The sequence below is a fragment of the Kribbella monticola genome (assembly GCF_003261635.1).
Classification (GTDB): domain Bacteria; phylum Actinomycetota; class Actinomycetes; order Propionibacteriales; family Kribbellaceae; genus Kribbella; species Kribbella monticola.
In genome coordinates this window covers 215911-237916 of the sequence record NZ_QFXK01000003.1, presented here as the reverse complement: position 1 = coordinate 237916, position 22006 = coordinate 215911, and the positions used below count along the sequence as shown (strand labels likewise).

Below are 22006 nucleotides of genomic sequence, written 5' to 3'. Positions count from 1 at the left end.
GCCGCCGGCCCTAGAGCTGGGTGGGATCGGCTGTGGGAAGTGGGATGCCGCCGCCGCGGAGGAGGCACATCGCCTCGCGGGCCAGTTCCTTGGCGTCGGTGCCGGCCGGGTTGTCGACCCAGGTCTGCACAGTCACCTCGATGACGTTCATGGTGATGCCGGCCGCGAGCGCCGCGGTGAAGGGGACGGACGCGCCGGCCAGCGGCTGGTCCGAGGAGTCGGCGGTCAGGCGGGTGGTCAGCTCGGCGGTCAGTTCGTCGCGCCAGCGCCAGATGACGTCGGCCAGATGCGCGCTCACCGACGGCGTCTGCCCGGCCAGCTCGTACACCGTGCGCACCCGGTCCGGATTGCTCTCCATCTGGTCCAGCACCCGCTCCACCACGCCTTGCAGACCGTCCGGCAGACTCAGCTGAGGCTGCTCACGGAACCAGTCGAGCGCCTCGAAGAGACTGCCCTCGACGAACTCCAGTACGAGCCGCTCCTTGGTCGGGTAGTACCGGTAGAGCGTGCTGGGCCCGACCTCGGCGGCTGCCGCGATCTGCTCGACCGTCGTCCGGCCGAAGCCGCGATCGGTGAACAGCTCGAACGCCTTGTCCGCGATCAGCTGGCGGGTCCGCTCCCGCTTCACTTCGCGCAGCCCCATCCGAACCCCCAAGCTCCTCGAGCGTGCCGGGCAGCCTACACGGCACCGACGCGCCCGCAGCAGAGGTCAATCCGACTCATACCGTCATATGGTAGTCACTTCCATAATCGCTGATCGTCAGCAGCTGACTCCTGGGGGTTCCGCCATGCCCGACTTCCCCGTAGTACGGCCGACCGGTTGCCCGTTCGAGCCGCCCGCCGAGTACGCCGGCTTCCGTGTCCAGGAGGGACTCGCCAAGGTCTCCACCCCGGCCGGTGTCGACGCCTGGGTCGTCAGCCGGTACGACGAGGTGCGCAAGGTACTCGGCGATTCCCGGTTGAGTTCGCGCTCGGCCCCGTCGTCGCACGTCGTGCCAGGAGCGGACCTGGAGTGGGAGGTCGAGTCCGGCTCGATCCTGCAGAACGACGGCGAGCAGCACGCGTATCTGCGCCGCCTGCTTACCAGCGAGTTCGCGGTCCGGCGCGTGCGCGCTCTGCGGCCAAGGATCCAGGAGTTGGTCGAGGAGCACATCGACGCGATGCTCGCCGCCGACGGTCCGGTCGATCTCGTCGAGGCATTCGCGCTGCCGATCCCCTCCTTGGTGATCTGTGAGCTGCTCGGGGTGCCTTATGCCGACCGTGCGGAGTTCCAGCAGCGCAGCGCCGTACTGGTTTCGGTCGATCGGCCGGAGGAGGAGGTACTGCGGGTCAGCGACGAACTCAACCAGTACATGGCCGGTCTCGTGCAGGCCAAGCAGGCCGTGCGCGAGGACGATCTGCTCTCCCGGCTGATCACCCGGGCCGAAGAGCAGGGCCGGCCGTTGTCGCTGGAGGAACTGGTGACGATCGGGATCACGCTGCTGATCGCCGGCCACGAGACGACAGCGAACATGATCGCGCTGAGCACCCTCGCGCTACTCCGCGCGCCGGACCAGTTGGATGCCTTGCGCAACGATCCCGACCTGGCGCCGAGGGCCGTCGAGGAACTGCTGCGGTACCTTTCGGTCGTTCAGTTCGGCCTGTTCCGGCACGTGACGGAAGACCTCCCGCTCGGAGACGAGACGATCAAGGCCGGTGAGTACTTGATCGCCGCGCTGTCCTCGGGCAACCGGGACGTACGCGCCTTCCCGGACCCCGATCAGCTGGACCTCTCCCGGAAGGCATCCACGCATCTCGCCTTCGGCTTCGGGCCACATCAGTGCCTCGGACAGCAACTCGCCCGCGTGGAACTGCAGGAGGTCTACACCCGCCTGTATCGCAGGATCCCGACACTGCGGCTCGCTGTCCCGTTCGAAGAGATCCGGTTCAAGCACAACACCTTGGTGTACGGCGTTACCGCGCTGCCGGTGACCTGGGACCGGGAGGAAGCGTGACGGCCCGGCCGCTGGTGCTGAGCGGCTAGCGCTATCGTCGGCTCGGTGAGCGAAGAACCCAGGAAGCCCCGAGTCGCCGTCGTCTTCGGCGGACGTTCCAGCGAGCACGCCGTCTCCTGCATCACCGCGGCGAACGTTCTGAAGGTGATCGACCGGGACAAGTACGACGTGGTCCCGATCGGTATCGACACCAGCGGCCACTGGGTGCTGGAGAGCGGCGACCCGGAGCGGCTGTCGATCACCAACGGCAAGCTGCCGGAGGTGGACGTCACGGCTCTGCCGGTGCTGTTCGGCGCCGGCCGCGAGCTGGTCGTGCACGCGCCCGACCAGGTGCCGAGCACGCTGGGCGAGGTCGACGTGGTCTTCCCGCTGCTGCACGGCCCGTTCGGCGAGGACGGCACACTGCAGGGTTTGTTGGAGATGTCGGACATCCGGTACGTCGGATCGGGCGTGCTCGCGAGTGCGGTCGGGATGGACAAGCACTACATGAAGGTGGTGCTGGCAGCGGCCGGCCTCGAGGTCACGCCGTACGTCGTGATCCGCGAGCGCGACTGGTCGCGGCACCCGCAGGCCTGCCGGGAGGCGGTCGACCGGCTCGGCTACCCGGTGTTCGTGAAGCCGTCGCGTGGTGGTTCGAGTCTCGGTATCAGCAAGGTGAACTCGCGCGAGGAACTGGACGACGCGCTTGCCGAAGCTCGCGCGCACGACCCCAAGGTGCTCGTCGAGGCGGCCGCGAAGAACCCGCGCGAGATCGAGGTCGGGATTCTCGGCGGGCTCGACGGTGCCGATCCGGCGGCCAGCGTCTGCGGTGAGATCACGCTGACCGGCGGGGGCCACGACTTCTACGACTTCGAGGCGAAGTACCTGCCGGAGGAGGTCGACTACGCCGCGCTGAGCGTGCCGGCCGAGCTGCCGGAGGAGGTTGCGGCGGAGATCCGGGCGCAGGCCCTGACCGCGTTCGAGGCGATCGAGGGCGAAGGGCTGGCGCGGGTCGACTTCTTCCTCACCGAGGACGGACGAATCGTCATCAACGAGATCAACACGATGCCCGGCTTCACGCCGTACAGCATGTTCCCTCGGCTGTGGGCTGCCAGCGGCATCGACTACGGCGATCTCGTCGACCGTCTGCTCGCCCTTGCGCTGACTCGTCCGACCGGGCTCCGCTGACTCAGGCCACGATGGCGGCGGCCTTGGCGTTGAGGTAGCGCTGCTGCGGCAGACTCGTCGTCCGCGCCGCCGCCTCGACGTACGCCGCCCGCGCCCCGGCCAGATCGCCGGTCAGCTCCAGCAGATGAGCCCGTACTGCGAACAGCCGGTGGTCCGCCGCGATCCGCTCGTCGCCCTCGATCCGCTCGAGCAGCTGCAGCCCTTCGGCCGGGCCGCGAGCCATCGCGACGGCCACTGCGTGGTTCAGGGCGACCATCGGGTTGTCGGTGAGGCCGAGCAGCAGTTCGTACAAGGCGACGATCTGCGGCCAGTCAGTCTCCTCGGCTGACGCTGCTTCGTCGTGCACGGCAGCGATCGCCGCCTGGAGTTGATAGGGCCCGACCTGTCCGCGGGGGAGCGCCTTGGTGATCAGCTCGACGCCCTCGGCGATCTCCGCCGTGAGCCAGCGGCTGCGATCCTGCTCGGCCATCGGGATCAGCTCCCCACCCGGTCCGGTCCGCGCTGGACGCCGGGCGTCGGTGAGCAGCATCAGGGCAAGCAGCCCGGCCACCTCGCTGTCCTCGGGAAGCAGCCGGTGCAGGATCCGCGCAAGCCGGATGGCTTCGGTCGCCAACTCGACCCGCTGCAGGCTCGGCCCCGTCGTACTGGCGTAGCCCTCGGTGAAGATCAGGTAGATCACCTTCAGTACTGCGTCCAGTCGTTCGACGCGGTTCGAGGGCAGTGAGAACCGGGCGCCGCTGTCGCGCACGCTCTGCTTGGCCCGCGTGATCCGGCGCGTCATCGTTGCCTCCGGCACCATAAATCCGCGGGCGATCTCGGCCGTGGTGAGACCGCCCACAGCTCGCAAGGTGAGCGCGATCTGGGAAGCCGCCGACAGCGCCGGATGACAGCACAGGAAGAGCAGGATGAGGGTGTCGTCCGAATCGGCAACCGGCTCGGCCGGGATCACCGTCCACTGGGCGACCGTGTCCTCGCGACGACGCCGAGCCTGCTCGCTGCGGAGCAGATCGGTCAGCCGGCGCGAGGCCACGGTGATCAGCCAAGCCCGCGGGTTGTCGGGACGGCCTTCGCTGGGCCACTGCTGAGTCGCAGCGACCAACGCTTCCTGCACTGCATCCTCGGCCGTGTCGAAATGACCATACCGCCGGACCAACGCCCCAAGAACCTGCGGCGCCAACTCCCGCAACAGCTCCTCCGAAGCCGGCGCCAGCTCCCGCGGCTGGTCCTCCGAGGGCCGCGCCGGTCCTCGCAGCTGGTGCTCCGAGGGCGGCCTGTCCCGCAGCAGGTCCTCCGCAGGCGGCGCTAGCTCCTGCGGCTGGTCCTCCGGGGGTGGTTCGGGCATCAGCCGACCAGGTCCTCCTGGCCTTCCACGATCGGCCGGATGTCGGCGTACGCGGTGGCCCGGACGGATTCCGGAACGGGGGTATCGGCGAGTCGGCCGGCGATCTCGGTGGCGCGGTCGAAGCTGTCGCACTCGACGATCCAGTACCCGGCGAGCACCTCCTGCGTCTCGGCGTACGGGCCGTCCGTCACCACCGACGCACCGTCCTTCGAGCCGAGCCGCCTGGTCAGCACCGGTGCGGCCAGCGCCCGGGTCTCGACGAGCTCACCGGACTCGGCGAGGTCGTCGTTGAACTTCTGCATGAAGGCGCCCATCGCGGCGAAGTCCTCCGCGCTCCACGCGGGTTTGCCGGTGTCCTTCCCCGCCATCCCGTCGTAGTCGGCCTGCGAGGCGTAGGTGAGGATCATGTACTTCATCTGCTGCTCCCGTCGTCAGAGCACCACTCTGGTGCCTCTCACCCGGAACGTCGATGACCCCACCCGGAACCGGACATGCACCGAGCGGGAACTTTCAAAGCATCAGGTGCAGGAAGGCATCAGGTGCAGGGAGTTATCAGGGTGTTGTGTGCTTTGACGGCGTCCGAGACGTCGGTGAGGGCGTTGGCCTCGGGCTTGTACTTCGCCGGGACGGCGATCTCGAGGTAGACCTTGCGGCCGATGGTGGTGAAGATGACGCCGTTGCTGACCTCCTTGGCGAACCAGCCGACGCCGTTCACCTCGAAGCACTGCGACTGCGCCTGCGCCATCCCGGCCGGCGGCGCGACCCCACACGTCACCTCGATCGGCGGATCCCCGTACGCCGTGGTCAGCGCGCTCGGCGGCTCCGTCTTGCGCCGCTTCCCGTCGAGCACCTTGGCAGGCATCCCCTTGATCAAGGCGTCGCACACCTGAGCCACCTCGGGCGCGGGTTCGGGCACGGCGATCCGCACCGGGTCCGGACTGCAGGCAGTCAGCAGCAGGAGACCGGCGACGACGGCGAGAACGCGGTTGATCGGGGTCAGATGTGGACGACGGGGCACGTCAGCGTGCGGGTGATGCCGGGGACGTTCTGCACCTTCGCCACCACGAGTTTGCCGAGCTCGTCGACGTTGCGGGCCTCGGCGCGCACGATCACGTCGTACGGGCCGGTGACGTCCTCGGCCAGGGTGACGCCCTGGACCTCGGCGATCTGCGCTGCGACATCGGCAGCCTTGCCGACCTCGGTCTGGATCAGGATGTAGGCCTGGACCACCACGTCGTTCTCCACTCAGTCGTCCTCAGCTGGATCCGGCCACGGTACTGCAGAGCGGCCCGGCGTACTCTTCGTTGCCCGGTCACCGTACCGCCTAGTGTCCTGAGCCGGTAGTCACGCCAGTGCCAGCGGTGTCCAGGTGCGTGCATCGCAAGGCGGAGGGGAAGGCTCGATGCGGAGCATCGTGACTTTCCCGACAACGCAGCGAGGTGCGTGCCTGGGCGCCGCTGGTGCGGCGTGAGGACCGGCTCAGGACACTTAGACTCCGGTGAGCGATATGGGAGGTCTTGCTGACGTGACAGAGACGTTGGGTGGAACGGGTGAGTTCGGCTTGATCGAAGCCGTCACCAAAGGGCTGCCCCGGGGTGAGGACGTCCTGGTCGGGCCGGGCGACGACGCGGCCGTGGTGGCGGTGCCGGACGGCCGGATGGTGATCACCACCGACCTGCTGATCGAAGGCCGGCATTTCCGCCAGGACTGGTCGTCGGCGTACGACGTGGGCCGCAAGGCCGCCGCGCAGAACCTGGCCGACATCGTCGCGATGGGCGCGAGGCCGACCTCGCTGGTGACCGGCTTCGGCGCGCCGCCCGACCTGCCGACGACCTGGGCCCTCGAACTGAACCAGGGCATCGCCGACGAGGCCGAGCTGCTCGGCGTCAGCATCGTCGGCGGCGATGTCGTGCAGTCCGACAAGGTCGTCGTCTCGGTCACCGCCTTCGGCTCCCTCGACGGCCGAGCCCCGGTACTGCGGTCCGGCGCGCGCCCCGGCGACGAGGTGGCCTTCGTCGGCCGGCTCGGTTGGGCCGAAGCGGGCGTCGCCGTGCTGAACCGTGGCTTCCGTTCGCCCCGGACCGTTGTGGACGCACACCGCCGCCCACAACCGCCGTACGCCGAGGGTCCGCGTGCCGCGATCTCCGGCGCCTCCTCGATGTGCGATGTGAGCGACGGCCTGATCGCCGACCTGCGCCACATCGCGGCGGCCAGCGAGGTCGTGATCGACATCCGCTCGCAGGCACTGGCGATTCCCGAGCCGCTGCAGGCCGTCGCGGCCGCGACCGGGGTTGAGGCGCTGACCTTCGTGCTCGGCGGTGGTGACGACCACGCGCTCGTCGCCACCTTCGAGCCGGCCGACGTGCCGGACGGCTGGACCGTCATCGGTTCAGTTGCTGAGGGCAACGAAAACCTGTCGCCCGGAACGGTCACGGTCGACGGTACGGCGTACGCCGGCGCCGCCGGGCACGCTCACTTCGGGCAGTGAGACCGGAAGATCCGGCCGAGCCGAGGAGCCGCCGGTGAGCGGTCCGGCGCGGTGTGAGGAACTAAGGGTGAGTGGATCCGCCCGAGTTGAGGAGCTGACATGAACGCCGCGCCGCCCAGGGTGCTGACGATCGCCGGATCGGATTCCGGTGGCGGAGCCGGGATCCAGGCCGACCTGAAGTCGATGCTGGCCAACGGCGTGCACGGGATGAGCGTGCTGACCGCGATCACCGCGCAGAACAGCATCGGCGTCCAGGGTGCCTGGGAACTGCCCGAGGAGCAGGTGCGCGCGCAGTTCCGCAGTGTGGTCGACGACATCGGTGTCGACGCGGTGAAGACGGGCATGCTCGCGTCCGCCTCGATGGTCCGGGTGGTCGCGTCGCTGCTGCGGACGCTGCCACCCGGCGTACCGGTCGTCGTCGACCCGGTCTCGGTCTCCAAGCACGGCGACGCGTTGCTGGCCGCGGATGCGATGGAGGCCGTGCGGGAGGAGATCGTGCCGTTGGCGACTGTGCTGACACCGAACCTCACCGAGCTCGGTCCCGTCGCGGGAACGAACGGCGAAGATCGCGAGCTGGCCGCGAAGATCCTGCTCGACGCCGGTGCCGACTGGGTACTGGTGAAGGGCGGCCACGACGACGGCGCGGTGGCGATCGACGTACTGCACGCGCCCGGCGTACGGCGGGAGTACGGCGCGCCGCGGGCCGACAACCGGCACACGCACGGCACCGGATGCACGCTGGCCAGTGCGATCGCGGCGTATCTTGCGCGCGGGTACGACGTACCGGCTGCTGTCGGTGCTGCGAAGGACTACATCAGCGGAGCGGTCGCCGCCGGGTTCGCGCTCGGCGGGGGGATCGGACCGGTGGACCACGGATGGCGATTTCGGACCAGGAGTGACCAGTGAACACGAGCCGGCCGCCGGTCGACGGGCTGTGCCAGGAGTGCGGCTTCAACTACGACACGGGTGATCTGCAGGGCACGGTGACAACGCTGATCCGGCAGTCCGCGGAGAGCAGCATGGCGCTGACGAAGGCGGCCGCCGGGCCGGACGTGAACGTGGTCCGGCTGCGGCCGGAACCCGAGGTGTGGTCGGCGATCGAGTACGCCTGCCATGTCCGCGACGTCCTCGAGGTGCAGCGCGCCCGGATCGCGCAGTGCCTGGCCGAGGACCGCCCGGTTTATGCGCCGATGGATCGCACTGGGCGGCTGAAGGAGCTCAAGTACGAACAGCAGGACCCGATGGTGGTCGCCGCCGCGCTGATGAAGAACGCCCGCGACTTCGGCGCTGCCGCCCGCGTCCTCAAACCGGCCGAACTCGGCAAACTCGGCCTCTACAACTACCCGGTCCGAGCCCCCCGCACCCTCGGCTGGCTGATCCGCCACACCGCCCACGAGATCCAGCACCACCGGATGGACATCATCACCATCCTCGCCAAACTGGAACCCCCCATCATCCCCGCCCCCAAGGCCGCGCCGACCGAAGACGCAGACCCCGAAACAGCCGAGCCCACACCCACCGCAGACGAGCCACCGACCGAGAGCTGACCGGCCGAGACGAGTGCTGTCCACAGCGCACTCGAAACCAACGCCCCACTGCGCACCCGCCCGCGGATGATCAACCGGTGGTGCTCTGCGACGTTCGCTTTGAGCCGCGACGGCGGAGCGGCGAGCTGGGGTGGGCGGGGCGAGCGCCGACGGAGGAGGCGCGATGCGGGCGTAGTACCTAGGTCGGTTCTGCCCAGGCGGCGATGGCTGGTTCGGTGGTGATGCGGTCCAGCGCGACGGCGGCCGCGCCCCGGAGGGCGCCGTCGGTGGAGTGGGTGGAGTCGAGGACCGGCGGGGGAGTGGCTCGGCGGAAGCGCATCAGACCGGACCGGTACGCCGCGTCGAAGGCGCCCGGTGCGCGCTGGCGGAGCGGGACGGCCAGGCCGCCGAGGGTGACGACGTCGGGATCGTGCGCGTTCACCAGGCCGGCGATTCCCGAGCCGAGCGATGTCGCCGAGAGCTCGATGGCAGCCGACGCCGCCGCGTCGGTGCGTTGCAACACCGCCTCGGCATAGCTGAGCGGATCGTCGGGCTCGGCATCGCCGAGCCGCCGGGCGAGAGCGCGACCGTCGATCTCCAGATCCCAGCAACCGCTCGCCCCGCACGGGCACCGCAACGATCGATCGCCGAAGGGAATGTGCCCGTATTCGCCACCGGCTCCGGTCGCCCCACTCGCAGGATGTCCGTCCAGAATCAGAGTCCCACCCAAGCCGACTTCGACGATCAGATGCAGCGCTGTCCCCGCCCCCGCCGCAGCGCCGGTCCGCGATTCGGCCACCCCGCTGAGCGTCGCGTCGTTCCCCGCTAGCAGCGTCAGCCCGGTGTCCCCGACCACGGGGCTCAGATCGACCTCGCCCCACCCCAAGGTCGACGCCTGCATCAGTTGGTTGTCGCGGATCGTCCCCGCCACCGCAAGGCTCACCACCCGCAACCGATCGCCGTACTGCGCCTTGCTCGCCTCCACTGCCTCGCGAAGCCTCGCCAGCACCGCCTCCGGTCGCCTGCTCCGGTGTGGCGTCGTCACTTGATCATGGAGCGTCCCGTCGAGGGAGACGATCGCAGTGCGCCAAGTGCCCTGCCGTAGGTTCACCGCCAGAACCAGCGGCCCTTCCGGATGCGGCAGCAGCACACTCGTCGGCCGACCTCGACCACGACTAGGTGCGGGCGCCTCCGTGAGCAACTGCAGCTCCCGCAACCGCGCAGTCACCTCAGTCGCCGAGCTGGTGCTCAGTCCCAGCTCCCGGGCCACTGCAGCCCGCGTGATGCCCGGCTGCCGACCAACTAGGCTCAGCACCTCCGCGGCCGTCTGCCACCGGCCGCGGCGCGAAGAAGTGGTGCCGACTCTTGCCGTCATGGGGACCTTCTCCCTTATGCTCGGAGAACGAGTTTAATGGAGGAGTCGATGGACCTGCAGCAGGTGCGCGCCGTGTTGTTCGACATGGACGGCACGCTGGTCACTTCCGATGCGGCGGTCGAGCGGGCCTGGACGACCTGGGCCCGTGAGTACGGCGTCGACGCGTCGGCGGTCCTCGCGATCGCCCACGGCAGCCCCGCCGACTCCACCGTCGCGCGAATGCTCCCCGCCCTCGACGAGACGGCCCGCCTCCGAGCCGCGAACCGCCAGCTGCAACTCCAGTACGACGACCTCTCGGACGTCTCGGCTGCTCCCGGCGCCGCCCGGGTGCTCGCCACGATCAAGCGACTAGGGCTCCCGTGGGCCGTCGTCACGAGCGCCGACCGTCAGCTCGCCAAGGCCCGCCTCGGCGCCGCCGGCATCGACGCACCCGTCCTGGTGACCTTCGAGGACATCACCAACGGCAAGCCCGACCCCGAGGGCTACCTCCGTGCGGCCGAGGTACTCGAGACGCCGCCCAGTTCCTGCCTGGTCGTGGAGGACGCCGAAGTGGGCCTGCAGGCCGGCCGCGCCGCCGGTGCGATGACCGCGGCGCTGAAGGGCTTATCCGGTGACCTGAACCTCGCCGACCTCCACCAACTCGCCGACCTGCTCGAGCATCGTGAGTGAGAGCGCCCGCCGGGTCGACCTGGAAGTAGGCCTCGCTCTAGCGGCGCTGGGCTTCCTGCTGGGCGGACTGGGCGCCTGCGTCGCAGTACTGGCTCGTGACCTCGACGAGCCGGCCAGCCGTCTTGCGTTGCTGCCGTCCGCCTTCGCTCTCGGACTGCTCATCGTCGCCTTCGTAGGTCCCGTCCTGCTGCGCACCGGCAGGATCACCGCCGTACTGCGAGGTGGTGCGCTTGTCTGTGCGCTCGGAGCTGTCCTGGTCGCCGTGGCGCCCAGCTTCATCAGTGCGGTCAGCGGGGGACTGCTGATCGGCATCGGTGGAGCCCTGCTGGTGCTCCTGGCGCCACTGCTGCTCAGTGGCCCAACTGCGGCCGCCCGGCTCACCAAGGTCAACGCTGTCGGCAGTGCGACCGGCATCCTGGCGCCCTTGGCGATCGGCGGGCTCGACTCGCTCGGTCCGACTGGGCGCCTGGCGATGCTGGTCGCAGTACCGCCGTTCCTTGTTCTGATCGTCATCGCGGCTCCCGCGAGAGCCGGAGAGAGCCTTGATCCGACGCCGGCCGGTGAAGGCTCACCTTGGCTAAGTGCATTCCGCGGATGGTCGCGGGTCGTGCTGGCCGTCGCGGTGGAGTTCTGCTTCGTGGTGTGGGCCGTGGCGCGGCTGGTGGAGGCCGGACTGCCGATCGCGATCGCGGCCCTGCTGGGCAGTGCGTTCCCGATCGGAATGGCTGTCGGCCGGTCGATCGGGCCGATCCACGTGAGCGGCTGGTCGCCACTGGTACCGGCCGGGCTGCTGGCCGTCAGCGGGAGCCTGTTGGTGAGCTTGGTCGGAGCGCCCGCGGTTGTGGTCGCCGGACTGCTGCTGGCCGGTCTCGGCGTCGCACCGCTGTACCCGTTGACCATCGCCGAGCTCGTCGCAACGCCTGGCATTCGGCCCGTACGGCTGGCCGCGTTAGGCGCGTTGGCCTCTGCGACAGCGATCTTGGCCGCGCCCACCATCCTGGCCGCCTTGGCGACCGTCGTGGAACTCAGCAAGGCCTTCCTGATCACGCTGCCGCTGCTGCTCGTGCTGTTCCTGATCAGCGGGCCACTGCGGCCCGGGCGACCGCAGACCGCTGTACGGCGTCAGGCGGAGGTCGGGAGTCCGTAGCGAGACAGCAGTTTGCGCAGGGCGTCCGTGCCGTTGGCCAGGTCGTAGTGCTCGGCGTGCAGACCGGCGCTCAGGGCGCCCTTCACGTTGCCCTCGTTGTCGTCGATGAAGAGCACTGACGACCCCTGCTTGCCCACCTTCGCCAGGATGGCGTGGAAGTACGCCGGGTCCGGCTTCGCGAGGCCGAGGTCGCAGGAGTAGAAGGTCTGGTCGAACCAGTCGCCGTAGTGCCGTTCGTCCTGCATGATCGCCCGCCGGTAGGCCTGCTGATTGGTCGCCAGGTGGCACCCGATACCCGCCGTACGAAGCTGCTGGATCACCTCGACCACGACCGGGTCGGCCTCGAACCAGTGCCAGGGCTGCATCGCGTCGTCGACAGAGGTTGCCGACTCCCACCGGGCCAGTACTTCGGCGACGGCCTCGCGGAAGTCGCCTTGCCCGCGCAGCGACGGCTGTTCCGAGGTCATCAGGTCTGCGATGAACTCCTCCGCCGACTGGTCCGGGCGGATGAACGTCGCCAGCGTGGAGCGCCAGTCGATGGTGGGCCGCTGGATCACTCCATCGGCGTCGAACAGGACGGTGTCGATCGCGGTGGTCGGCATGCGCCCATCCAACCAGCCGCGACCCGCCCCGAGGCGGGGTGGTCCGGATCTGGACCACCCGGCGGATGAGCCCTTGACCGGTTCAGTTGGTATGCGCTTACCTTAGCGATGTCTGAACATTTGTCGACAACTTCTCGCGCAAACAAACATCGAAAATCGTCGAAAAGTGCCCCTCCCGGTAGCGATGCGAAGGTGTAGGTGAGGCAGTCCATGGCAGTGACCAGACGGAGGTTCCTGGGCCTCGGCGCAGGAGGTGTGGCGGCGGCTGCCGGACTGACCGGATGCGGCTCGCGCAGCTCGCTCGGCGGCCGCGACGAGCTGAGCATGTGGTGCTGGACCGGTTCGGTGAACGACTCCCTGATCGCCACCGCGGAGAAGGGGATCGCGGGAACGGACAAGAAGCTCGCGATGACCCGGATCGGTGGCGACTACAAGACCAAGGTGCTGACGTCGCTGGCCGGCAAGTCGCTGGTGCCGGACATCATCGGGATCAACGACGACGTCGCCACCTACTTCCCGAACGCCGACCAGTTCCATGACCTGCGCGAACTCGGCGCCGACAAGGTCGAGGCCGACTACCTGCCGTGGAAGTGGAAGCTCGGCATCACGCCCGAGAACAAGATGATGGCCTTCCCGATGGACACCGGCCCGACCGCGCTGTTCTACCGGCGGGACGTGTTCGAGAAGGCCGGCGTACCGACCGAGCCCGCCGACGTGGCTGCGGCGGCCCCGGACTGGGACAGCTACATCCAGCTCGGCAAGAAGGTGAAGGCGGCGGTGCCGGGCTCGGCCATCACCGACAACATCACCTCGATCTTCAGCTACGCCTTGGCGCAGATGCCGAAGCGCTACATGACCGCGGAAGGCCAGTACATCGGCGACGGCGACCACATCCGCAACGCCTGGGACCTGGCCGTCCGGGTGGTCAAAGAAGGGCTGTCGGCCAACGCCCAGTCGGGCAGTACCGATGCCAATGCCGTTGTCACCAACGGCCGGCTCGTTGCCTTCATCGGGGCGGTCTGGTGGGCCCAGCTGGGTCCGAAGAACGCGGCGCCGAAGACCAAGGGCCTGTGGCGGGTCACCCCGTCGCCCGGCGGTCCCGGCAACCGCGGCGGTTCCTTCCTCGGAATCACCAAGTACTGCAAGGATCCCGAGGCGGCCTTCGCCTTCATCACCTGGCTGGAGTCGGCGAAGAACCAGGCCCAGTCGTTCCTCGACCCGGTGCTCTTCCCGTCCACGCCGGCCAGCTACACCGATTCCCGGTTGACCGCGCCCGACCCGTTCTTCGGCGGCCAGCGGATCGTCGACGTCTTCGCCGACTCCGCCAAGAAGTACCCCGGCGCCTACTTCAGCCCGTACGACACGATCATCGGTACGCCGCTGTCGGCCGAACTGGTCAATGTCGAGATCGGCAGCAAGTCGTCCGACCAGGCCTGGAAGGACGCACAGCACCAGATCAACCGCGAACTCACCCGGGCGGGGGCGATCTGAGATGGCCGTCAGCGAAACAGTGCGTGGACGAGCCGCGGATGTGAGCGCGAACAGTCCCGACGGGCCGCCGAACCGGTTCCGGCAGGCGATACCGCAGTACGCCGCCGTCTCGCCGTTCTTCATCCTGTTCGCGATCTTCGGCGCGTTCCCGGTGTTGTTCTCGATCTGGTTGTCGTTCCATTCCTGGGACGGGATCGGGACGATGAAATGGGTCGGGATCGAGCAGTACAGCTACCTTCTCACCGACCCGAGTTTCTGGAAGTCGATCACCAACACGCTGATCATCTGGGTGATCTCGACGGTGCCGATGCTGGCGCTGGCACTGGTGATCGCGAACGCGCTGCACAACGCGACCCGGTTCCGCACCTTCTACCGGATCGCCTACTTCATCCCGAACATCACCTCGGTGGTCGCCGTCACGATGGTGTTCGGCTCGATCTTCAGCAACAACTTCGGCCTGCTGAACGCGTTCCTGCAATCGGTCGGGCTGGACAAGATCGAATGGCTCAGCCAGCCGTGGGGGATCAAGGTCGCGATCGCCAGCATCGTCGCCTGGCGATGGACCGGTTACAACGCGATCATCTTCCTGGCCGGCCTGCAGGCGATCTCCTCCGACATTTACGAGGCAGCGCGGGTCGACGGCGCGTCGCCGCGGCAGATGTTCTGGCGGATCACCGTGCCGTTGCTGCGCCCGGTGATCCTGTTCACCGCGGTCACCTCGACGATCGGCGGCCTGCAGATCTTCACCGAGTCGCAGGTGCTGTTCGGCAGCAGCGGGGCGATCGGCGGTCCCGGTGACGGCGGTCTGACGATCGTGTCCTACCTGTACGACAGTGCCTTCGGGAAGAACCAGTTCGGCTACGGCGCCGCGATCGGCTGGGCGCTGTTCATCCTGATCGTGTTGTTCTCGGTGATCAACTGGCGATTGATCGGCGGCAACGACGACGAGCGGCTCACCAGTCGGGCCGCCCGGAGGGTGCAGCGCAAGATCGCTGCCGAGAGAGCCGGTGCGGGGCAGGCCGATGCCGACGCGGGGAAGGAGCACGCCGATGCGCACTGAACGAATCCGGACCGTCGTCGGTCACGTCGTCCTGATGCTCGGGGTGGTCGTCTCGATCTTCCCGTTCTACTGGATGCTGGTGATGGCCTCGAACACCACACCTGACATCTTCGCCTACCCGCCGAAGCTGGTGATCGGCTCGCACCTGTTCGAGAACATGGGCCACGTCCTGGACAACATCGACTTCTTCGGCGCGATGCTGCTCACGCTGGTCGCCTCGCTGGGGGTCACCGTGCTGGTGCTGTTCTTCGACTCGCTGGCCGCGTTCGCGTTCGCCAAGTACGAATTCCCCGGCCGGGACCTGCTCTTCGGGTTGCTGTTGGCAACTTTCATGATCCCGACCCAGCTCGCCTTGGTGCCGCAGTTCGTGACGCTGGCGGAGTTCGGCTGGATCGGGTCGCTGAAGGCGCTGATCATCCCGGGAGCCGCGAACGCGTTCGGCATCTTCTGGATGCGCCAGTACGCCAAGGGCGCGATCCCCGACGAACTGATCTCCGCCGCCAAGGTCGACGGCGCCGGTTTCTTCCGCCAGTACCTGACGGTCGGCCTGCCCGTACTGCGGCCCGGCCTGGCGTTCCTGGGCATCTTCACCTTCATCAATGTCTGGAACGACTACCTGTGGCCGTTGATCGTGATGACGGACCCGAACAAGCTCACCCTGCAGGTCGCCCTGCAGCAGCTGAACGGTGTGTACGGCACCGACTACAGCATGGTGATGGCGGGCGCGCTGATGAGCGTGATTCCCTTGATCGGTGTCTTCATCATCGGCGGCCGCCACTTCATCGCCGACATCGCCGCCGGCGCCATGAAGTTCTGATACCCGATATCCCGACTCTGTTTCCGAGGGGAATCTTTTGCCTTCCAACAAGCTCCGCTGGGGAATTCTCGGCACCGGCAACATCGCCTCCCGCTTCGCCAGTCAGGTGCCCTCGTCGGCCACCAACGAGGTCGTCGCGGTCGGCAGCCGTAGTACGGAATCGGCCGAGGCCTTCGCCGACAAGTTCGGTATCGCGAACCGGCACGGGTCGTACGACGAACTGCTGGCCGACGAGTCCGTCGACGCGGTCTACATCGCCACCCCGCACCCGCTGCACCCGGAGTGGGCGATCAAGGCCGCCGAGGCGGGCAAGCACGTGCTGTGCGAGAAGCCGCTCGCGATCAACCGGGCCTGGGCCGCCGCGATCATCGAGGCCGCGGTGCGCAACGACGTCTTCCTGATGGAGGCGTTCATGTACCGCTGCCTGCCGCAGACCAAGCTGGTCGGCCAGCTGATCCGCGACGGCGCGATCGGCAAGGTGCACCAGATCCAGGCGTCGTTCGCGTTCCAGGCATCGTTCAACGCGGAGAGCCGGATCTTCGCCAACGACCTGGCCGGCGGCGGCATCCTCGACGTCGGCGGCTATCCGGTGTCGTACGCGCGGCTGATCGCCGGCGCGGCCATCGGAGCGCCGTACGCCGATCCGGCGGCGGTGACCGCGGTCGGTCACGTCGGCGAGACCGGCGTGGACGAATGGGCCGCCGCGACCCTGTTCTTCGACTCGGGACTGACCGCGCACGTCAGCACCGGGGTCCGGCTGAACGACGAGAACCGGGTGCGCGTGCTCGGCAGCGAGGGGTACCTCGTGGTCGAGGACCCGTGGTTCGGCGGCGACGGCAAGCCGACCCACGTCACCGTGCACAAGGTGGGGGAGGAGCCGCGCGACGTCTCCGCGGAGCCTGCCTTCATCTACCAGGCCGAGGCGGAGGCGGTCGCGGCCGCTGTGGAGGCTCGGCAGGCGCCGGAGATGAGCTGGGAGGACTCGCTGGGGAACCTGGTCGTGCTGGACAAGTGGCGCGAGGCGATCGGTCAGCAGTACGAGGCCGAGCGGGACGACGTACTGATCCCGACCGCGACCGGGCGGCCGCTCGCGAAGCGCGCCGACGCGCCGATGACGTACGGCGAGGTGCCCGGGCTGGCCAAGCCGGTGTCGCGGCTGGTGATGGGCGTCGACAACCAGCCGACGCTGCCGCACGCCGCGATGATCTTCGACGACTTCTTCGAGCGCGGCGGGACCACCTTCGACACGGCGTACATCTACAGCGGTGGACGCGGCGAGAAGCTGCTCGGCCAGTGGATGAAGTCGCGCGGGAACCGCGACGACGTCGTGGTCATCGGCAAGGGCGCGCACACCCCGCACTGCGACCCGGAGTCGATCACCCGGCAGCTCGGCGAATCGCTCGACCGGCTGCAGACCGACCACGTCGACCTCTACCTGATGCACCGCGACAACGAGGAGATCCCGGTCGGCGAGTTCGTCGACGTGATGGACTCGCACTTCCGGGCCGGCCGGATCAAGGCGTACGGCGGGTCGAACTGGTCGCTGGAGCGGTTCGACGAGGCCAACGCGTACGCCGCGGCGCACGGGAAGCAGCCGTTGACGCTGCTCAGCAACCACCTCAGCCTCGCGCGGGCGTACGACGTACCCTGGGCTGGTTGCCGGCACGTCAGCGACGACGAGTCGCAGGCGTGGCTCCGGGAGCGGCAGGTCGCGTTGTTCCCGTGGTCGAGTCAGGCCCGCGGGTTCTTCACCGGCCGGGCGAAGCCGGAGGACCGCTCCGACGAGGAACTGGTGCGCTGCTTCTACTCGGACGAGAACTTCGAGCGCCTGCGGCGGGCGCGTGAACTGGCGTCCAAGCATGGTGTCGAGCCGACGGCGATCGCGCTGGCCTGGCTGCTGCACCAGCCGTACCCGGTGTTCCCGCTGATCGGGCCGCGGCAGATCTCGGAGACGCGGACCTCGACGCCGGGACTGTCGGTGGCGCTGTCGGCCGACGAAGTGGCGTGGCTTACACAGGTGTAGTCCACGGTTGGACCGAATTGGTGGAGGCTCAGACCGCTGTGTAACATGGTCTGTCGGTGTCTCGACCCTAAACACGGAGAATCATGTCTAAGAAGTGCGATGTTTGTGACAAGAAGCCGACGTTCGGCAACAGTGTTGCGCGGCTGGGTAAGGGCGCGATGATCCGTCGGGTCAAGAAGCGCACGGCCCGTCGGTTCGACCCGAATATCCAGACCATCCGGGCGACCATCAAGGGAACCCCCACCAAGCTCAAGGTCTGCACGTCCTGCATCAAGGCAGGCAAGGTCCAGCGCGTCGTCGGCTAGGACCGTCTGCCCCGATCGGGGCACAACTCCGTGTAGGGCCTGACCAGGCGCCCGGGAACCTCCCGGGCGCCTCGTCGCGTTTGCCCGTTCGTCGTCCCGCGCCGCCTGGCGCTCGGCCTGGTGTTGGCGGCTAGGGGCATTCGGCGATGACGGTGATTTCTTGGCGGTTGTGGTGGAGTTGGCGGGCGTGGAGTACGTCGTACTGTTTGCTGAGGACGTCGATGCCGCGGCGGGCTGCGTCGAGGGGGTTCTTGCCGCCGCCCTTGAGGGTGACGATCGCGAGGGCGCCGCGGCGTAGATGCGGTACGGCGTCGAGCATCACCCGGGCGCTCATCACCTGCTCCATCCGCATGTCGTTGACGACGACGTCGAAGCGGACCCGGTTGTGCCGGAAGAACTCCCCGGCGGTCGTCGCCACATGGTGCACCTGCCGATCGGCCGTCACGCGTGGATCCAGCGCACCGGGATCGACCGACCACATCTCCTGACCGTGCTGCCGCAGGATCCGCGTCCAGCCGCCCGGACTCGCACCGAGATCGAGCCCCTTCCCACCGGCCGGCAGCTCGAGCCCGAAGGTCTGGATCGCCTCCTCGAGCTTGAACTCCGACCGCGAAACCCGCTCCTCCGACCGAGCCAGCCGCATCCGCCCACCCGGCCAGTCAGACAGGCTGTACTCGAGCCTGTTCCGTCCGAAGACCACGGTCTTGCCCGAGACGAAGCACGACACCACCACGTCCTGCCCGGCCCGGCTCACCGCGATCCCGCGATCGCCCAGGGCAGCTTCGAGCAGGTGGTAGAAGGACCCGCCGCTCCCGGCCCCATCGGTCCACGTCTGCACCGCCAGCGCTTGCGGGTGCCTCGGCAACCCTTCCAGCACCAGCTCGGCCAACTCGTGCGCCGGCGGAACCTCGTCCGGCCTGAAACTCGCCAACTCCACGGTCAGATGCCGGACGAAGATGATCCGCCCCCGGTCACACGCCGCCGCCAGCTCCTCGACCGACGGCCCGCCCCCGACGATCCGCCCCAGATCCGCACTGACCCGCTCGATCCTGACCCCGCCCCCGAACTCTCCCCGGATCTCCCGCACCGCCAGGTCGTAACTGTCGGTCGCCACCGAGAACAAGATCTCCACACCCCACCCTAAGCCGCCCACCCCACCGCCCCCGATTCCCGCCGCTCACCGGCGTCCTTGTGCCTCACCCGAGCATTCCGCCCCTCCGAATCCACTCAACCCAGGCACAAGGTCGCCGTACTGCGTGGCTACGGCGCCTGCGGCCATGACGGTGGTCTGCAACAACGTGCAAATCCCTCTCCTCCCGACCGCCGTTGTTGCTACGCTCCGGCGGCTCGACCCGCCCAACGAGAGGTACACACGGTGATCACGTCACGTTTCCGGCGCCGGCTGGCGGCAACCCTGGTGGCGGTGGCAGTCGTCTTCGGGACCACCCAGGCCGCGCTGGCCGCTCCCGCCGCGACGACGGCCGCGACCGCGGCCAGTGCTGCTGCCGAGGACTGCGCCGAGTTGGCGCTGGCGCCGTTCGGAGATCCTGGCGACGCGGTGGCCCGCGGTCATCTGGACGCGTCCGGTACCACTTGCCGCTCGGTCACCCTGACGCCTGGCAGGTATTCGCTCCGGTGGTCCGCGGGCGACATCTACGGCGGTCTCTCGAACGCCGCCGGGGCGTTCATCTGCTCAGGCGGGTCGCAAGATTGTGTGGTCGACACCGCGGGCGTGTACACCGTGCGCCTGACGCACAGCGACTTCGGTTCCGACGACTACGAGCTCTCGGTGGTGTCCCTGACCGGAGTGAATGGTTGCGCACCGGAGGTCGGCACCAGCTGGGATCTCCCGGTCCTCACCCGGACGACGAGTTCGAGTCTCCAGCTGGACTGTCAGCCGATCCGGGCCGAGTCCGGTGAACGCCTGCTCGTCCGGTCCTCCGCGACGATGCTCGGCAGTGGCCATCTGACCGTCGTGGACAAGTTCGGGGTCGACGCCTGCCCGAGAGTGGGCTCGGACGTCGGCTGCGTGCTGGAAGGTACCGGACCGTACCGGGTCCTGTCCGAGGTGCCGATGCGCACCGTAGGGACCAGCTACACACTGGATCTGGGCCGGCTGTCCAACTCGGTGGGATGTACTCCCGTTCCGATGTCGAAGTTCGGCGCGACGCCGACTGCTCCGGCCGGTAGCCGCTGCCGTCTGGTCACCACGACGACACCGGGTACCTACATCATCGGCCAGGGTCTCGGCGATCAGTGGGACGGTGAGTCCTGGAGCAACGGCCTCTTCCGATCCACCGATGGGACGCTCGCCTGCCCGCTCAAGTATCGGTGTCAGCTACCCGACCCGGGTTCCTATGCTCTGATCGCGCCCGTGGGTGAGCCGTCCACCGTCTATCCGATGACGTCGTCCGAGGGGTGTGTTCTCCAGACCGCCGACACCTTGGTCGCCTACAGCGGCGCGATTCCGCGGCCGCAGTACAACTGCGTGGGACTGTCCGCGCCGGTGGGCGGCCTGGTGAAGCCGGTCAGCCCGATCGACGACCCCACCGGGACGGTCGGCTTCGTCGCCGACGCGACCGGTCAGGTTCTTTGTGAATGGGGCGGCGTCGCCGGTACGCCGTGCAAGCTGTCGGGGCAGGCGCCGTTCCGGGCTGTCTACCGGGGGACGAACACCACCTACAAGCTTTCGGTGCCGAGGATCGATGGGCCCGGCTGCGCCGCGTTCCCGCAGGGCGACTTCACCACGCCGGGCGGCGTGACGGCATCGCTGCGACCGGACCGATTCGCCGCCTGCTACCAGATTCCGGCCGGCGCGCACACTGCGGCCGAACTGGTTCAGGTGTCGCCTGCGGCGTTCGACGAAGGACAGCTCAGACTGCTCGATACGGACGGGCACGACGTCTGCTACGTCAACAGCTTCAACCACGGTCGCGAGATCTGCCGTGTCGCCGGCACGAAGAGCTACACCGCCTTGCTGACCGGTAAGGATGAAACCGCGTCCTACCAGTTGACCAGGCGAGACGTCACCTCGACTGCCAAGGGATGTACCGCGATAACGTCCAGCGTGATCGGGGCCACCGCCGGAACTGGGACGCTGGCCGACAATTCGACGGTCCGCTGCCACAAGATCACTGCCGCGGCCACCGACCAGTACCTGATCGCGTCCCGCGACCAGCGTCAGACCAGTCATGTGCTGACCGCCGGGTCGAGCGGCCAGACCGTGTGCGAGAGCTCCCGGGAGTCGCGGTGCCGCGCGACCGGCTCGACGGCGTACCAGGTGCTCGTCTGGAACGACCCGTCGCTTGGCGCGGCTGGGCCGTACACACTGGACGCGCCACGCATCGCCACCGCGGCCGGACCGGCACCCGAGTGCGTTCGGGTGTCCTCGGCCTACGGACTGGGTCCGTTGACCGGCGAGCTGACCACCGCGAAGAACACCGCCTGTTTCGTGTTCTCCTTGGCCACCGACGAGTCGATGAGCGGAACGGCCGGCAATCAGGTCGCGGGCGGGCCGGACCCCGTCGTCGCCGGAACGGCCGGCGGCTTCCCGACCTGTCTGGAACATGCGTTCGGCGGCTTCGACTGCGGCTATTCCTCGCATCCGGCCGGCAACCAGTTGCTGCTGGTGAGCCTGCCCGAGAACCAGACCACTGCCCTGAAGTACCGGATCGTGGCTGGATGTGCCAAGCCGTTGTGTGGCGGGCAGGTGTTCTCGGTCGGCAGCATCTCGCCGAAGACGGCTGTGACCGGTACGACGGTGAAGGTGACGATCAAGGGGACCGCGTTGCATCACCAGGACGTGGTGAAGTTGACCGTGGCCGGGAGGCCTGCCGTGACCGGTGTGATGCAGGCGGTCAGCTGGGATCGGACCACCTCGGTGTACTCCTTCAACCTCACCGGTGTCGCGGCGGGAGTGCGCGACTTCGTCGTGACATCGAAGTCCGGGCCGACCAAGACCTTGGCCAAGGCGTTCACCGTGGCTGCCAAGAGCTAGGCG

21 protein-coding genes are annotated in these 22006 nt (G+C 68.2%); 13 read left to right on the top strand and 8 right to left on the bottom strand.

The genetic code is table 11. The annotated features are described in order from the left end of the window. Nucleotides 1–10: 10 nt before the first annotated feature. Nucleotides 11–643 (bottom strand): TetR/AcrR family transcriptional regulator, encoded by a 633-nt coding sequence (locus tag DIZ26_RS02110; protein ID WP_112237062.1) that lies wholly within the window; start codon nt 641–643, stop codon nt 11–13. 145 nt (nt 644–788) lie between these two features. Here DIZ26_RS02110 and DIZ26_RS02105 point away from each other — a divergent pair, with 145 nt between their 5' ends. Both DIZ26_RS02105 and DIZ26_RS02100 read left to right on the top strand, forming a co-directional pair. Next, nucleotides 789–1994 (top strand): cytochrome P450, encoded by a 1206-nt coding sequence (locus tag DIZ26_RS02105; protein WP_112237060.1) that lies wholly within the window; start codon nt 789–791, stop codon nt 1992–1994. Nucleotides 1995–2039: 45 nt separating this feature from the next. Next, the gene (locus tag DIZ26_RS02100) at nt 2040–3161 is read left to right on the top strand and encodes a D-alanine--D-alanine ligase family protein (RefSeq protein WP_198675837.1); all 1122 of its coding nucleotides are present in this window, start codon (nt 2040–2042) and stop codon (nt 3159–3161) included. 1 nt (nt 3162) lies between these two features. Here DIZ26_RS02100 and DIZ26_RS02095 read toward each other — a convergent pair whose 3' ends face one another. The 4 genes from DIZ26_RS02095 to DIZ26_RS02080 all read right to left on the bottom strand — a co-directional run bounded on the left by DIZ26_RS02095 (nt 3163) and on the right by DIZ26_RS02080 (nt 5736). Then, a complete protein-coding gene (locus tag DIZ26_RS02095) occupies nt 3163–4503 on the bottom strand; it encodes an RNA polymerase sigma factor (RefSeq protein WP_112237056.1) in 1341 nt (446 codons plus the stop codon). After that, nucleotides 4503–4919: a YciI family protein gene (locus DIZ26_RS02090; protein WP_112237054.1), complete on the bottom strand. Its 417-nt coding sequence runs from the start codon at nt 4917–4919 to the stop codon at nt 4503–4505. Before DIZ26_RS02090 ends, DIZ26_RS02095 begins: the two co-directional genes overlap by 1 nt. Nucleotides 4920–5038: 119 nt before the next feature. After that, nucleotides 5039–5521: a DUF3515 domain-containing protein gene (locus DIZ26_RS02085; RefSeq protein ID WP_112237052.1), complete on the bottom strand. Its 483-nt coding sequence runs from the start codon at nt 5519–5521 to the stop codon at nt 5039–5041. Further along, entirely contained in the window at nt 5500–5736 is a 237-nt protein-coding gene (locus DIZ26_RS02080; protein WP_026163142.1) for an Lrp/AsnC family transcriptional regulator, read from the bottom strand. The genes DIZ26_RS02085 and DIZ26_RS02080 overlap by 22 nt, the downstream gene beginning before the upstream one ends. Before the next feature lie 274 nt (nt 5737–6010). Here DIZ26_RS02080 and DIZ26_RS02075 point away from each other — a divergent pair, with 274 nt between their 5' ends. From DIZ26_RS02075 to DIZ26_RS02065, 3 genes are all read left to right on the top strand, one after another. Next, on the top strand, nt 6011–6991 hold the full coding sequence (locus tag DIZ26_RS02075) for a thiamine-phosphate kinase (protein ID WP_408610200.1): 981 nt from the start codon (nt 6011–6013) through the stop codon (nt 6989–6991). 99 nt (nt 6992–7090) lie between these two features. Further along, complete coding sequence (gene thiD, locus DIZ26_RS02070; protein ID WP_112237050.1) at nt 7091–7897, top strand: bifunctional hydroxymethylpyrimidine kinase/phosphomethylpyrimidine kinase; 807 nt, start codon at nt 7091–7093, stop codon at nt 7895–7897. Then, nucleotides 7894–8538 (top strand): DinB family protein, encoded by a 645-nt coding sequence (locus tag DIZ26_RS02065; RefSeq protein ID WP_112237048.1) that lies wholly within the window; start codon nt 7894–7896, stop codon nt 8536–8538. Before thiD ends, DIZ26_RS02065 begins: the two co-directional genes overlap by 4 nt. Nucleotides 8539–8716: 178 nt before the next feature. Here the strand turns inward: DIZ26_RS02065 and DIZ26_RS02060 are convergent, their stop codons facing one another. Next, the gene (locus DIZ26_RS02060; protein ID WP_112237046.1) at nt 8717–9892 is read right to left on the bottom strand and encodes an ROK family transcriptional regulator; all 1176 of its coding nucleotides are present in this window, start codon (nt 9890–9892) and stop codon (nt 8717–8719) included. 48 nt (nt 9893–9940) lie between these two features. Between DIZ26_RS02060 and DIZ26_RS02055 the strand changes: the two genes are divergently transcribed. Then, complete coding sequence (locus tag DIZ26_RS02055; protein ID WP_112237212.1) at nt 9941–10561, top strand: HAD-IA family hydrolase; 621 nt, start codon at nt 9941–9943, stop codon at nt 10559–10561. Then, nucleotides 10554–11708 carry an MFS transporter gene (locus DIZ26_RS02050; RefSeq protein ID WP_112237044.1) on the top strand — a complete coding sequence of 385 codons (1155 nt, stop codon included), beginning with the start codon at nt 10554–10556 and terminating at the stop codon, nt 11706–11708. The genes DIZ26_RS02055 and DIZ26_RS02050 overlap by 8 nt, the downstream gene beginning before the upstream one ends. Here DIZ26_RS02050 and DIZ26_RS02045 read toward each other — a convergent pair. Then, nucleotides 11684–12310 carry an HAD family hydrolase gene (locus DIZ26_RS02045; RefSeq protein WP_112237042.1) on the bottom strand — a complete coding sequence of 209 codons (627 nt, stop codon included), beginning with the start codon at nt 12308–12310 and terminating at the stop codon, nt 11684–11686. The genes DIZ26_RS02050 and DIZ26_RS02045 overlap by 25 nt on opposite strands. Before the next feature lie 210 nt (nt 12311–12520). Here DIZ26_RS02045 and DIZ26_RS02040 point away from each other — a divergent pair, with 210 nt between their 5' ends. The 5 genes from DIZ26_RS02040 (at nt 12521) to rpmB (ending at nt 18006) form a co-directional block, all read left to right on the top strand. Beyond that, entirely contained in the window at nt 12521–13801 is a 1281-nt protein-coding gene (locus DIZ26_RS02040) for an ABC transporter substrate-binding protein (protein WP_112237040.1), read from the top strand. Nucleotide 13802: 1 nt separating this feature from the next. After that, on the top strand, nt 13803–14861 hold the full coding sequence (locus tag DIZ26_RS02035; protein WP_112237038.1) for a carbohydrate ABC transporter permease: 1059 nt from the start codon (nt 13803–13805) through the stop codon (nt 14859–14861). Next, the gene (locus tag DIZ26_RS02030; protein WP_112237036.1) at nt 14851–15678 is read left to right on the top strand and encodes a carbohydrate ABC transporter permease; all 828 of its coding nucleotides are present in this window, start codon (nt 14851–14853) and stop codon (nt 15676–15678) included. The genes DIZ26_RS02035 and DIZ26_RS02030 overlap by 11 nt, the downstream gene beginning before the upstream one ends. A gap of 37 nt (nt 15679–15715) precedes the next feature. After that, nucleotides 15716–17701, top strand: coding sequence for an aldo/keto reductase (locus DIZ26_RS38510; RefSeq protein WP_112237034.1), 1986 nt, complete (start codon nt 15716–15718; stop codon nt 17699–17701). Between the two features lie 83 nt (nt 17702–17784). Beyond that, a complete protein-coding gene (gene rpmB, locus DIZ26_RS02020; RefSeq protein WP_112237032.1) occupies nt 17785–18006 on the top strand; it encodes a 50S ribosomal protein L28 in 222 nt (73 codons plus the stop codon). A gap of 130 nt (nt 18007–18136) precedes the next feature. Here the strand turns inward: rpmB and DIZ26_RS02015 are convergent, their stop codons facing one another. After that, nucleotides 18137–19138 (bottom strand): SAM-dependent methyltransferase, encoded by a 1002-nt coding sequence (locus DIZ26_RS02015; RefSeq protein WP_232828088.1) that lies wholly within the window; start codon nt 19136–19138, stop codon nt 18137–18139. Between the two features lie 243 nt (nt 19139–19381). On the opposite strand from DIZ26_RS02015, the gene DIZ26_RS02010 reads away from it, so the two are divergent. Continuing rightward, on the top strand, nt 19382–22003 hold the full coding sequence (locus DIZ26_RS02010; RefSeq protein WP_112237030.1) for a hypothetical protein: 2622 nt from the start codon (nt 19382–19384) through the stop codon (nt 22001–22003). Nucleotides 22004–22006: the final 3 nt, after the last annotated feature.

Coding starts and splice junctions, on each gene's coding strand:
- DIZ26_RS02110 (WP_112237062.1), bottom strand. CDS start 643: ATGGGGCTGCGCGAAGTGAAGCGGGAGCGGACCCGCCAGCTGATCGCG.
- DIZ26_RS02105 (WP_112237060.1), top strand. CDS start 789: ATGCCCGACTTCCCCGTAGTACGGCCGACCGGTTGCCCGTTCGAGCCG.
- DIZ26_RS02095 (WP_112237056.1), bottom strand. CDS start 4,503: ATGCCCGAACCACCCCCGGAGGACCAGCCGCAGGAGCTAGCGCCGCCT.
- DIZ26_RS02090 (WP_112237054.1), bottom strand. CDS start 4,919: ATGAAGTACATGATCCTCACCTACGCCTCGCAGGCCGACTACGACGGG.
- DIZ26_RS02075 (WP_408610200.1), top strand. CDS start 6,011: ATGGGAGGTCTTGCTGACGTGACAGAGACGTTGGGTGGAACGGGTGAG.
- thiD (WP_112237050.1), top strand. CDS start 7,091: ATGAACGCCGCGCCGCCCAGGGTGCTGACGATCGCCGGATCGGATTCC.
- DIZ26_RS02060 (WP_112237046.1), bottom strand. CDS start 9,892: ATGACGGCAAGAGTCGGCACCACTTCTTCGCGCCGCGGCCGGTGGCAG.
- DIZ26_RS02055 (WP_112237212.1), top strand. CDS start 9,941: ATGGACCTGCAGCAGGTGCGCGCCGTGTTGTTCGACATGGACGGCACG.
- DIZ26_RS02045 (WP_112237042.1), bottom strand. CDS start 12,310: ATGCCGACCACCGCGATCGACACCGTCCTGTTCGACGCCGATGGAGTG.
- DIZ26_RS02040 (WP_112237040.1), top strand. CDS start 12,521: ATGGCAGTGACCAGACGGAGGTTCCTGGGCCTCGGCGCAGGAGGTGTG.
- DIZ26_RS02035 (WP_112237038.1), top strand. CDS start 13,803: ATGGCCGTCAGCGAAACAGTGCGTGGACGAGCCGCGGATGTGAGCGCG.
- DIZ26_RS02030 (WP_112237036.1), top strand. CDS start 14,851: ATGCGCACTGAACGAATCCGGACCGTCGTCGGTCACGTCGTCCTGATG.
- rpmB (WP_112237032.1), top strand. CDS start 17,785: ATGTCTAAGAAGTGCGATGTTTGTGACAAGAAGCCGACGTTCGGCAAC.